The sequence below is a fragment of the Nostoc sp. FACHB-133 genome (assembly GCF_014698055.1).
In the GTDB taxonomy this organism is placed as follows: domain Bacteria; phylum Cyanobacteriota; class Cyanobacteriia; order Cyanobacteriales; family Nostocaceae; genus Nostoc.
Genome location: NZ_JACJSH010000045.1, coordinates 46388 through 57949, shown reverse-complemented (window position 1 = coordinate 57949; position 11562 = coordinate 46388). Strand labels below are relative to the sequence as shown.

Sequence of the window (11562 nt, the reverse complement as noted above, 5' to 3'; positions counted from 1 at the left end):
TACCAGCCACCACCGAATCTAGCGCAGCGTTCCCCTGTTGCGTCAATGTTCACAGTCCCGGTTTTTTGTTCACGATCGCTTGACTTTTAAGACAGTCGCTACAATTTTTTTGCGACATTTTAGCCTTGCCGCTCCAGTAGGGTGCGTTAACGCAGTGTAACGCACCTGTTACAAAACAAGATTTTGCAGTTAAAGAAGAATTCAGCAGTCAGAATCAAGATACTCTCTACGAGATGCCCCGCGTAGCTTGCTTATTTGCAGGCTTTACGATACGCCATCCCTTTGTTCGGTCAGAATTTATTCATAATTCTGACTCCTGTCTCCTGAATTCTATTTTGATAAAGATGGTTTCAGAGTTCAAGTAAACCTCATCTCTAATTTTGGCATCCTACTTAAGGAGCAATTTATAAAGTGTCCTAAGAAGCATTTAAAAATTAAAATTAGTAATTAGAATATAGTCAACAATCTATTTAATAGGTTATGTTGCTATTGGATACCTAAGCCGGGAAAACTTAGGTATCCTTCTATAATATAAAATCTCAAGAAAGCAGTTGAGACTGCATGTTTTTCTGCATTAAACCGCTTCAGGTGTAGAGAAGCAAGTCCTTTGCTTATCTGAGTGCGCGACACAGATATAAAAAAAGGAAAATACTGAACTTTTTGAAAAATTGCCTAATTTACATTTAGAAGATTGGAGTATATCTTAATTTATCTCAAGCCTAAATTAACCGATTTGTTTATAGTAAAAAACTTCAGAGCAATAAATATATTAACTTCCGATTATTCTCTGGCTGAATTTAAAATCTCAAGCAAATTGCTACTTCTTTGAGCCCATCATTGGAACCAATAATATAACTGTATTATACATACAAACAGTGCTATCTGCTTGATTTTAAGCATTTGTGTTTGTTAACTGATAAAGCTTTTTCAAGCTATCTGTCTAATTAAAAACATATTCAACCACCTGTAACCTAAGCTACACCTGGTATTCTTCCCTGTTCATTGAGACGCTACACGATGTTGTAAAGCACCCGCCAGAAGCGATCGCAAAACTACATAATTCGGTAAAATTGGGTAAAGCAATTTTTGTGCTTGTTAAACAAAGGCATCAGCAAACCCATGCAACTGAAACTCAGTGCATCTCGACTTCCCTTCGCCCCTCTCTTGTTAATTGCGCCCTTTTTCCTATGGGGGACGGCAATGGTAGCCATGAAAGGAGTGATACCCCATACCACACCGCTATTCATGGCGGGAGTGCGCCTGATACCAGCAGGGGTGTTAATTCTGATTGCAGCAGCATTCATGGGTAAACCCCAGCCCAAGGGTTGGGCTGCATGGCTGTGGATTGCCTTATTTGCCCTCATAGATGGGACGTTATTTCAAGGCTTTTTGGCTGAAGGATTAGTCAGAACCAGCGCAGGGTTAGGGTCTGTAATGATTGACTCGCAACCCTTGGCAGTAGCATTGCTGTCGTTGTGGCTATTCCAAGAACACATTGGTTTTTGGGGATGGCTGGGGTTAGGTTTGGGAGTCACAGGCATTAGTTTAATTGGCTTACCTGATGAGTGGATTTTACATATTCTCGACTCAGGCGCAAATATCACAATTGGCAACTGGCAAGACTTGTTTGCTAGCGGTGAGTGGTTGATGCTATTGGCAGCCTTATCAATGGCTGTGGGAACAGTGTTGATTCGGTTTGTGTGCCGATATGCTGACCCAGTAACCGCTACGGGATGGCACATGATTTTAGGTGGATTACCATTATGGGGAATTTCATCAGTTGTCGAATCTCAGCAGTGGGAGAATCTGGGAGGATCTGATTTAGTGGCTTTGAGTTATGCTACTGTTTTTGGCAGTGCGATCGCCTACGGGTTATTCTTCTACTTTGCCTCTAGTGGCAGTCTCACTAGTCTTAGTTCTCTTACCTTCCTTACACCCGTCTTTGCCCTATTATTCGGCAATCTCTTTCTCTCAGAAGTCCTCAGTCCGGTGCAGTGGGTAGGTGTTTTCCTCACTTTAATTAGCATCTATCTCATTAACCAACGTGATGCTTTAGGAGCGCAAAACGACACACTTACTGTCGGCGAAATAGCTAATATAAAGCAACCAGTTTTAGATTCATCTGCTAAAAAATTGAACCCTGTAAGCCTAGCAGTTAGAGAATCTGAACCAGAAATTTAACCCTAACTCGTTAAGTATAGGTGAGGGTGATTAGAGACAACATCCAATGCCCAATGACAGTTAACATTTTGTCATCTAGAAGGTATTGTGGTATCGAAGACTTCAAAAGCACGTTCAGGCTGAAACTTTCAATATGAGGCTATGCCGTTCCTCAATTCTGATATTTACCTGTTTTTCTTGCGTGGGTTTTTACCCAAATCGTGCAAGTACAGCCACACCTAACCTAGCGCCTGAAATTTTAGAACTGGCACAAGCTAGTTCGACAGTTACCGCTAGTCCCGCTGTATTGAGATATGGTAGTCAAAAATCAGATGTGCAGAGATTACAAACCCAATTAAAACAGTTGGGATACTACAATGGCGTGGTAGATGGACAGTACAACGCTAGTACAGAAATCGCTGTAGCTAAATTCCAGAAAGCAAAGGGTTTAAAAGTAGATGGACTTGCTGGTCTAACAACTAGGAGGAGGCTGCAAGCAGCTTTAGTTGCCAAAAATCAGACCGTCACCTCTCCAATAGTCACTTTTCCTAATCCAACTCCCAAACCGACTGCAAAACCCAAGCCACCTGAGAAAGGTTTCATCTGGTGGTTTATATTTGCCATCGGAGTTTTAGGAAGTATTGGCGCACTTATTTACCTGATGAGGTGGTTTCGTCAGATTAAACAAGTGCAAAAGTCCGAAATATCAGATACTAAAAGATTGAGTGAAGCTAACAAAAAAACGATGATACCACCCCCACCAGAGACTGTAACTAGTCCAGAAAAAGCTACGCCGCCGCTACCCACACAATTACTAATACCAGAAAAAACTTCCCGGCTTGCTAAACTCAATATCGTTGACGAATTAATTCAAGACTTACGCAGTTCTGACCCAACGAAGCGACGCAAGGCTATTTGGGATTTGGGTCAGCAGGGAGATTCGCGGGCGATTCAGCCAATGGTTGATCTAATGATTGATGCTGATTCTCAAGAAAGCAGCTTGATTTTAGCAGCTTTGGCAGAAATTGGTATCCGCACACTCAAACCGATGAACCGGGGTTTAGCAATTTCAATGCAAGATGAAAGTCCCCAAGTACGGCAAAATGCGATCCGAGACTTGACGCGCATTTATGACATGATGGGTCAAATGAGTCAGATGTTGCGCCATGCATTAGAAGACCCAGATGCCGAAGTGCAAGCAACAGCACGATATGCTTTAACTCAGATGAATCGAATGCGTGGCTTACCGGAACAACAAGGTTTACCAGAAGATTCACACAACGATGTACGAGAATAAGCCTAAAAATATTTCAACTGAATTTGGATATTAGTGTTTGGGCCTGCTACTAAAAATGCTGCTTCGCTAAATTTGGGCGCACCTGTGCGAATTTCTGGATTTCCGGAAAATCCAAAGCCTTCTTTTGGTATACCAAAAACATTACTGTTGAGAATGCGGTCATTATTTTGATCGTGGAAGACAGCAACGGCATAATTACCTGCTTTCAAGTTCTCAAAGGTAATGGATAAGGGAGTGTCACTAATCTTGGTACACTGCTTTTGTAAGCCGCGATCGCGATCGCTAGGAAATCCTTCACTACTAGCAAATATACTGGTACAGACTTGTCCTTCTTTATTCTTTAAGCCATCAATTTCTAGGGTAAGTTTACCGTTAAAATTTGCCTTGGCACTCAACGACCATGCCAGATTTCCCACAATTGCCAATAGCAGCATACCAACTCTCAATTCTTTAACCATAAAATTTTTACAAGGTAAAATAAGTTTTAACTTTGATTCAGATCAGGCAGATTCATCCTGACATTATTCGGTCAATACTCGCAAGCATCCTGCTATATTCCGTCTCTAGATTTGTCTAAAGAGGCAAGGGAAAAGAAGAGAGATAGTGGTATTAGTATTTTTGGTTGCGATCGCTAAAATAATAAAGTAGGACTAGCCTTTCAAGGTGCTTAAAAATTTTGGTAAATAGATTCCTCTTTAAGCTCTATACTCTGTGTACTCTGCGCCTCTGTGGTTAGAAAAAATACTTTTAAACCGCAGAGGCACAGAGATCGCTGAGAAAAAACAAGAGATTTTATTTACTCAAACCAAAAAACTGTCTGTATTGTAGAATACATTTTTTGGTTTTTTTATTGCAAATAGCTAGTGATGAAACAAATAAAGCATCTATATCCTTTATAGGTAGGTAATTTCCGATTTCAGGATATGACAATTATGAATATAATTAATTTTTTATACAAAAATTTAATTATTTGTTACTTTATACCTTAAAGAATAGTAATTCTCCTTTCAACCGACTACTGGGTGTAATCTAGAAGCTACCATCTGGTAAAATAAGCGATAAGTTGCCCGCAGCCTCCACCATCAAATTTTGTTGATAAAAGTGACGGTTGTAGAGATAAACTCAACACCAAGGTTAACATAATTCATAATTCATCCCTGCGAAAATATTTGTATTAAAAGCAACGCAGATTTCCAAGCCGATCCTGAGATATTGGATTGGTTGAGCTATTTACAGAAGATTTATCACTCAGGTAAACTCACAGGCGATCGCTATCTTAATTGATTGGGTGCGCTAGTTAATAGACTTCTTGCAGAAGTGGGGAAAGGGGAAGGGGTAAAGGGGAAAGGGATGAAATTTCCCCTTACCCTTTACCCTTTAACCTTTCCCCAACATCTTGGCATTTGTTACTTTTGCAAGATGTCTGATCAAAGACTCTCCACCTTCTGGGTTGTCGTTAGACATAGCCTTGCTCATTAACTACCAAATGAGGAAACATCTATCGAAACTCTTATACAAGCTTATAGCCTGAATTAAATAGAACCGTAGGAGGAAACAAGGCTAATAAACCTAATTTCCTTAAAAAAAGAGGGTTTACAGTACCTGTAATATGGGAGACTTGGCAATATTCCCTATAAATCAGATTCAAGATGAACAACACAATTTCGGACATTGCAGTTAAGACGATCAACGGCAAGGATAAGCAATTAAACGAGTATACCGGGAAGGTACTCTTAATTGTGAATGTGGCTTCCTACTGCGGTTATACTTCTCAATATGAGGGGTTAGAAAAGTTGAACCAGAAGTATGGCGAAGCAGGATTAAAGATTTTGGGGTTCCCCTGTAACGATTTTGGAGCGCAGGAACCAGGAAGCAATGAAGAAATTGTGCAATTCTGCACAAGTAAATATGGTGTTACCTTTGAACTATTCGATAAAGTCCATGCAAAAGGCTCACAGCAGCATCCACTTTATGAGCGACTTACCAAAGCCATTGAGCCAACAGGAACTATTGCTTGGAATTTTGAAAAATTTTTAGTTAACAAACAAGGTGAAGTGATAGCTAGATTTAATAGTAGTGTGCAACCCAATTCACCAGAAATAATTGCCATAATTGAAAAAGAACTAGCAAAATAGTCATCAGTCACTAAATCAAAATTTTTGTACTATTGACTGTTAGCCCTGGACGGTTAAATTTATTTACGCCCAGTTCCTTAATTTGAGAATAGTGTCTCAAGTAGTAGTTTAATTTATTTGTGTTTAATTTGTCATGAATGTTGCAATTATTGGTTGTGGTTATGTTGGTTATCAAGTTGCTCAATATTGGCAGCAAACAATGAATTTTTTTGTCACTGCAACCACAACTTCTTCTGAGCGTGTCTCTACACTACAATCAGTAGCCCAAAGAGTTGTCGTTACCTGCGGAAATGACCTAGATAGTCTAAAATCAGTTTTGCATAATCAAGATGTTGTACTTTTGAGTGTTGGTGCAAAAGGTGCAGATTTTTATGAAGAAACTTATCTAAAAACTGCCCAAAATTTAGTTTTATGCTTGCAGCAAATTCAGAGTGTGAAACAATTAATATATACAGGTAGTTATGCAGTATATGGTGACAGAAATGGTGTATGGGTAGATGAGGAAACACCACTTGCACCCGCTAATTTAAATGCCCAAATTCTCCGAAAAACAGAGGATATATTATTATCAGCATCTAGCGAAAATCTCCGCGTTTGTATCTTCCGCTTAGGAGGAATATATGGCCCCGGTAGAGAACTTTTGAAAATATTTAGGAGATATTCTGGTACAAACCGTCCCGGCGGCGAGGATATCACAAATTGGATTCATCTGGATGATATTGTTGCTGCGATAGAATTTGCCCGTCACCGTCGTTTGCAAGGGATTTATAATTTAGTAGATGATGCACATCTTACTAGCCGAGACTTGCTAGATAGTCTATTTGAAAAACATAATTTACCCAAAGTTATATGGGATACTTCTATTAAGAGTACTCGCCCATATAATGCTTGGGTATCGAATGAAAAGCTGAAAGAGGCTGGATACCAGTTAATTCATCCACAGATGATTTTTTAGCAAGTATTATAACTAGGAATTATGCAACCATCTGCTGTGACTAATACAATTAATTTGACAGCATCTCCTAGCCAGTTTTACACTTGGCAGAATTATCGTTGTGCCTACGAAGTTCATCAACCAACCAACACAACATCTGAGGGTATTCCCTTACTGTTGATTCATCCTATTGGTGTCGGATTGTCGCGGCAATTTTGGCAGCGATTTTGTCGTGAATGGTATAATTCAGGTCAGCGTAATTCCATTTACAACCCTGATTTACTAGGATGTGGCCAAAGTGATATGCCTCATCTGGCTTATACTCCTAGTGATTGGGCAGAACAGTTGCAGTACTTTTTACAAACAGTAGTACAGCAACCTGTGATTGTAGTTGTACAAGGGGCATTATTACCAGTTGCGATCGCATTACTCCAAAAGGAATCAAACTTAATTTCCAGACTTGTACTTTCTGGGCCTCCAACGTGGGCTTTGATGACAAATAAACCACCAGAATGGCAGCAAAAATTTCTTTGGAATGTGTTAGATTCCCCTTTCGGGATTCCTTTTTATCGCTATGCACGCACTCCTAAGTTTTTACGTTCTTTCTCAACTCGCCAACTATTTGCTTCTGAGAGTGCTGTAGATGCAGAGTGGTTGAATGCATTAGTTGCAGGTGCAGAAAATCCTGCTAGTCGTCATGCAGTGTTTTCTTTTTTAGCAGGATTTTGGCGGCAGGATTATACTAATTTTATTGCCTCCATTCAGCAACCAACATTAGCGGTTGTAGGGGAAACTGCATCGAGTATTAGCCAAAATAATAGAAAAGAAACGCCAGACGAGCGCTTGGCTAACTACCTCGCCTGTTTTCCTCAAAGTAGAGGTATAAAAATAAATGGGCGTAATGTTTTGCCTTATGAATCCACTGCTGAATTTGTAGCAGCGATCGCACCATTTATTAACGAAGTCTCTTAGCTGATTGATAGTTACATTATACTAGTCCTCCCATGCTAGGTTATGACTGGAATTGATTACTTGAGGAAGCAAGAACATGGTAACGAATCGCCGAGGACAAAGAGTTCCTAACGTAACTTTTCATACTCGTAAGGACAACCAGTGGGTGGATGTGACAACCGATCAATTGTTTGCTAATAAAACAGTGGTCGTCTTCTCCTTACCAGGTGCTTATACTCCAACTTGTTCATCCACTCATCTTCCTGGTTACAACGAGTTGGCTGGGATTTTCAAAGAAAATGGTGTCGATGACATTATCTGTATTTCTGTTAATGATGCCTTTGTCATGAACGAATGGGCAAAAGATCAAGAAGCAGAAAATGTTACACTAATTCCTGACGGAAATGGTGAATTTACTGAAGGCATGGGAATGCTGGTAGATAAATCAGACTTGGGTTTTGGTAAGCGATCGTGGCGCTACTCGATGCTGGTAAGAGATGGTGTCATTAACCAAATGTTTATTGAGCCAGACGAGCCAGGAGATCCCTTTAAGGTATCCGATGCTGAAACAATGCTTAGATACATCAACCCCCAAGCAGTAAAGCCCGAAGTAGTTTCTCTGTTTGCAAAAGTGGGTTGTCCCTTCTGTGCCCGTGCTAAAGCTATGCTCAAGGAACATGGCATTAACTACGAAGAAATTACTTTGGGTAAGGATGTCACCACACGCTCTTTACGAGCCGTTACAGGGGCGACAACAGTTCCCCAAGTCTTTATCGATGGTAAATTAATTGGTGGTTCTGAGGCATTAGAAGCCTACTTCGCTGCTAAATAGTTTTTACTAGGGGCGTACAGATGTGCGTCCCTACAACGGATTCAAAGATTGCTCTTCTGTTTTGAGGTTTAGTAACGGCGATCGCGTTCCAAGTCATAAATCACTTTCTCCAAATACCATTTATCCGATTGACCTTGATGCCCTGGCGCTGCTGTTTGAGTAGTCGTTCGGCTGTTGTCGCATCATCGTTAAGTAAAACAAGTAAACGTTTTTGCAGTTTTCTGTTTTTCGGGTCACTGAAGTATGGCTTAGAAACCTTGTTCCGTGGTTGAGATGACCACAGTTTGATTAAGGCAAGTGATAAGCCGACGATCAGAAGCACCGCAATCAATCCCATACTTATTAAGATTAAGTATTGACCATCTTATATTATGTAAAATATTTATCTAAATAGCCTCGGTGATATTTTGGATATTTTCGTGAAAATCATCAATTAATAAATCTTCAGATAAATAGATGTATTTTTGTTCAGTTAATTACTACTTCTCATATAGAATTGACTCGAATTGAATTTCCATTTATTCACAACTAATATGTTTGCCAGAATCCGCCGAATTTTGAGTCAATTTTTTAGTAAATCAAGAACAATCAACAACGAACCACTGAATAAAGTGAGTTTGATTGTGATTATTTTAATTGATATTTTTATCTTGATAAATGTTTTTGCGGGACTGGATGATATTAGCAGATGGCATATCAGCCCGACCGAGGCTTATCCATGTTATTCAGAGTGGCAAAATTATCGGGCAAAAACCACTAAAGATAAAGACTATGAAATTGTGAGACTTTCATTGCCAGCTTACCAGAATAATCAACTCAGTTTTCAGGAAAACTATCAAAAAGCTGAAGCCGGACATTTGGGTAAGGTTTCTCAAACGTGTTTACAATATGCCAGTTACAAGGATAAACTTGACAATCCTGAAAAGCAGCAAATCATCAAAACTATTGATCAGAAACAAACGAAAATCAGTACACTTGAACAAGCCAATAGCACTATCAAAGCCCAATATGACTCAACGCTCTTAGAAAAAATTGCAGGTCAGGGTCGTCAACAATCCATTAATCAAGTTAGTGCTGAAAAAGCTAAACAGACATTAGAACAAAATAATCGCCAAATTTCTCTTCTTAAACAAGAAATTTCTACTCTTAAAAATGAATTGCTAGCCAAACCAGAAAGCATTAGTTTTATCGCCTTTCTGAAAGATGACAATCAATTCCGAGAAGTTGACAAAGGTTATCAGCAGGCATCATTCTGGTATCCAAGTATACAGCTTGGTTTTCAGTCACTTTTTTTACTACCTCTAATTATCATTGCCTTATCAGTTAACAAATTTGCTCAAAGAAGAGGATATGGACTTGTATCACTAATTAGCTGGCATTTGTTAGTTATATTTTTTATTCCACTAATTGTTAAAGTATTTGAATTTCTACAAATAGGTGCAATATTTCAATTTTTCTTTAATATCATCAGCACCCTTTTTGGTGGGTTAGTTTTTCTGATAAATTATGCTTATATTTTGCTGATTCCAATTATTGGTTTTGGAATTATCCAGTTTTTTCAAAAAGTTGTCTTTAATACTAAAGTTCAGGCAGCTAATAGAGTCCAAAAATCACGCTGTGTCAATTGCGCTAAGAAAATTCGACAGATTGATACTTACTGTCCGCACTGTAGCTATTACCAATATATTGAATGCCAAAACTGTCATAATCTTACTTATAAACATTTGTCGTACTGTAAGCATTGTGGAACTTCTCAAAATTCCACCAGTAATTTGTAATCAGTGAGTAGTTAATCGGTATTTTTAACTTAGATTATGGAAAAAGCCAATAAGGAAAGTCAGTCACCGCTTTCTTTTCTCAAAAATCTGTTGATTGCTCGTTGGCGATCGCTCTTACTCCTCTTGATCGGAGTTTATTTACCTTTGCAGGTCTTTGAAATTCTGACAGTGGAGATATGGGAAAATCAAGCAGGCTTCCCGTGGGATGTGCCGATTCTGTTAGCAGTTCATTCTACAGCAAACCCACAGCTTGATGTTTTAGCAGTGACGCTGGCTATCATTGGGTTGCCTTGGATGGCGATACCGATTTTGGGTGCGATCGCACTAATATTACTACTACAAAAACGCTGGCGATCGCTAGCTTATTTGCTCACCGTCTCACTGGGAAGTGTGATTATCAACCGCACAGCCAAGGAATTAATGCATCGAGTGCGTCCACAATTGTGGCAGTCCATTGCGCCTGAGTCTAGTTTTGCATTTCCCAGTGGTCATGCTATGACGAGTATAACTCTGGTAGCAATTTTGCTATCCTTAGCTTGGGCTAGCTCTTGGCGCTGGTTGGTTCTCACCTTCGGCAGCCTATACATAATAGCTATTGCCTGGTGTCGTCTCTATCTAGGGGTACATTTTCCCAGTGACATTCTCGCAGGTTGGATGGTTACATTAGGTTGGACAATTGGTGTCAGTCTAATTATCAAACCGTATATAACTAAAGTCAAAACCGTAGATAGCGAACTCCCCAAGAATGAAACTACCTTACTGCCTGAAGAAAAAGAGTTGATAAATGAGGAGTGATGCTATATCTGCTAAAAGACTTTTACATCCTCTTAAATACCCATTAAAAAGGGGGAATTTGATTCCGCTTTCCCCCTTTTTTAGAGCTGGAGTACATTAATGAGTGCTTAAATCACAACTAAACCTTTTTCAGACAAACTTTTAACTAAAAGGTATTTAAATACACCATAAATAATTTTCCAGGCCTACTACGATCCTTGCAAAAGCTCATTGATTGAACTTATACTCTGTTTAACTTGTTCTGTTAAAGAAGTTCTCAAGAAGTCAATAGTTGCGCCTGAAAAATTGAGCAACCCCAAAGCATATAATAGGCTTGAAATCCCGATAAAAAGAGCCAAAAGTCTACCAAAACAACCGGGATTAATTTCAATAAAACCTAATTTAGACTGCCCGATTATAGCAATCGTTACAAAAACAATTCCTGCTATTAAAAATGTGCTATTTGGAGTTATATCTGTCATACGACTATTAAGATACCTCAATATTTTTATTGTAGCTATTATTAGTCTAAATTTGTGTCCTTACTATAACAATCCTAAATGATTTGTAAGAGAATTCACCCTCTGGCTAACGTCGTCCCCCAAAGTATCGGCGAGATGACAAGGGTTTTACAATTATCTCAAATTCTCCCGCATGATTTAGGACTGCTATATGTGCAATCATAAAAATTAATTTACATC

Annotated in this window: 11 protein-coding genes; 8 read left to right on the top strand and 3 right to left on the bottom strand. The window is 39.2% G+C overall.

What is annotated here, in order from left to right; all coding sequences use genetic code 11:
• Positions 1-1119: 1119 nt before the first annotated feature.
• Both H6G86_RS27615 and H6G86_RS27610 read left to right on the top strand, forming a co-directional pair.
• A complete protein-coding gene (locus H6G86_RS27615) occupies positions 1120-2181 on the top strand; it encodes a DMT family transporter (RefSeq protein ID WP_190936985.1) in 1062 nt (353 codons plus the stop codon).
• A 133-nt stretch (positions 2182-2314) separates the two neighbouring features.
• Positions 2315-3457 carry a peptidoglycan-binding protein gene (locus tag H6G86_RS27610; protein WP_190936984.1) on the top strand — a complete coding sequence of 381 codons (1143 nt, stop codon included), beginning with the start codon at positions 2315-2317 and terminating at the stop codon, positions 3455-3457.
• 2 nt (positions 3458-3459) lie between these two features.
• Here the strand turns inward: H6G86_RS27610 and H6G86_RS27605 are convergent, their stop codons facing one another.
• On the bottom strand, positions 3460-3915 hold the full coding sequence (locus H6G86_RS27605) for a DUF2141 domain-containing protein (protein ID WP_190936983.1): 456 nt from the start codon (positions 3913-3915) through the stop codon (positions 3460-3462).
• A 1191-nt stretch (positions 3916-5106) separates the two neighbouring features.
• On the opposite strand from H6G86_RS27605, the gene H6G86_RS27600 reads away from it, so the two are divergent.
• The 4 genes from H6G86_RS27600 (at position 5107) to H6G86_RS27585 (ending at position 8309) form a co-directional block, all read left to right on the top strand.
• Positions 5107-5592, top strand: a complete 486-nt coding sequence (locus H6G86_RS27600; protein WP_190936982.1) for a glutathione peroxidase — start codon at positions 5107-5109, stop codon at positions 5590-5592.
• Between the two features lie 133 nt (positions 5593-5725).
• Complete coding sequence (locus H6G86_RS27595) at positions 5726-6547, top strand: SDR family oxidoreductase (protein ID WP_190936981.1); 822 nt, start codon at positions 5726-5728, stop codon at positions 6545-6547.
• Between the two features lie 21 nt (positions 6548-6568).
• Positions 6569-7498, top strand: a complete 930-nt coding sequence (locus H6G86_RS27590) for an alpha/beta fold hydrolase (RefSeq protein WP_190936980.1) — start codon at positions 6569-6571, stop codon at positions 7496-7498.
• A 76-nt stretch (positions 7499-7574) separates the two neighbouring features.
• Positions 7575-8309 carry a redoxin family protein gene (locus H6G86_RS27585; RefSeq protein ID WP_190936979.1) on the top strand — a complete coding sequence of 245 codons (735 nt, stop codon included), beginning with the start codon at positions 7575-7577 and terminating at the stop codon, positions 8307-8309.
• 100 nt (positions 8310-8409) lie between these two features.
• Here H6G86_RS27585 and H6G86_RS27580 read toward each other — a convergent pair whose 3' ends face one another.
• Positions 8410-8631 carry a hypothetical protein gene (locus H6G86_RS27580; RefSeq protein WP_242065003.1) on the bottom strand — a complete coding sequence of 74 codons (222 nt, stop codon included), beginning with the start codon at positions 8629-8631 and terminating at the stop codon, positions 8410-8412.
• Between the two features lie 211 nt (positions 8632-8842).
• Here H6G86_RS27580 and H6G86_RS27575 point away from each other — a divergent pair, with 211 nt between their 5' ends.
• Positions 8843-10087, top strand: a complete 1245-nt coding sequence (locus H6G86_RS27575; protein ID WP_190936978.1) for a hypothetical protein — start codon at positions 8843-8845, stop codon at positions 10085-10087.
• Between the two features lie 36 nt (positions 10088-10123).
• Complete coding sequence (locus tag H6G86_RS27570; RefSeq protein ID WP_190936977.1) at positions 10124-10882, top strand: phosphatase PAP2 family protein; 759 nt, start codon at positions 10124-10126, stop codon at positions 10880-10882.
• Positions 10883-11070: 188 nt separating this feature from the next.
• Here the strand turns inward: H6G86_RS27570 and H6G86_RS27565 are convergent, their stop codons facing one another.
• Positions 11071-11343 carry a hypothetical protein gene (locus H6G86_RS27565; protein ID WP_242065002.1) on the bottom strand — a complete coding sequence of 91 codons (273 nt, stop codon included), beginning with the start codon at positions 11341-11343 and terminating at the stop codon, positions 11071-11073.
• Between the last annotated feature and the right edge of the window lie 219 nt (positions 11344-11562).

What these genes read in the sequence shown, in the direction of transcription:
- H6G86_RS27615 (WP_190936985.1), top strand. Translation starts at nt 1,120, where the DNA reads ATGCAACTGAAACTCAGTGCATCTCGACTTCCCTTCGCCCCTCTCTTG.
- H6G86_RS27610 (WP_190936984.1), top strand. Translation starts at nt 2,315, where the DNA reads ATGAGGCTATGCCGTTCCTCAATTCTGATATTTACCTGTTTTTCTTGC.
- H6G86_RS27605 (WP_190936983.1), bottom strand. Translation starts at nt 3,915, where the DNA reads ATGGTTAAAGAATTGAGAGTTGGTATGCTGCTATTGGCAATTGTGGGA.
- H6G86_RS27600 (WP_190936982.1), top strand. Translation starts at nt 5,107, where the DNA reads ATGAACAACACAATTTCGGACATTGCAGTTAAGACGATCAACGGCAAG.
- H6G86_RS27595 (WP_190936981.1), top strand. Translation starts at nt 5,726, where the DNA reads ATGAATGTTGCAATTATTGGTTGTGGTTATGTTGGTTATCAAGTTGCT.
- H6G86_RS27590 (WP_190936980.1), top strand. Translation starts at nt 6,569, where the DNA reads ATGCAACCATCTGCTGTGACTAATACAATTAATTTGACAGCATCTCCT.
- H6G86_RS27585 (WP_190936979.1), top strand. Translation starts at nt 7,575, where the DNA reads ATGGTAACGAATCGCCGAGGACAAAGAGTTCCTAACGTAACTTTTCAT.
- H6G86_RS27575 (WP_190936978.1), top strand. Translation starts at nt 8,843, where the DNA reads ATGTTTGCCAGAATCCGCCGAATTTTGAGTCAATTTTTTAGTAAATCA.
- H6G86_RS27570 (WP_190936977.1), top strand. Translation starts at nt 10,124, where the DNA reads ATGGAAAAAGCCAATAAGGAAAGTCAGTCACCGCTTTCTTTTCTCAAA.
- H6G86_RS27565 (WP_242065002.1), bottom strand. Translation starts at nt 11,343, where the DNA reads ATGACAGATATAACTCCAAATAGCACATTTTTAATAGCAGGAATTGTT.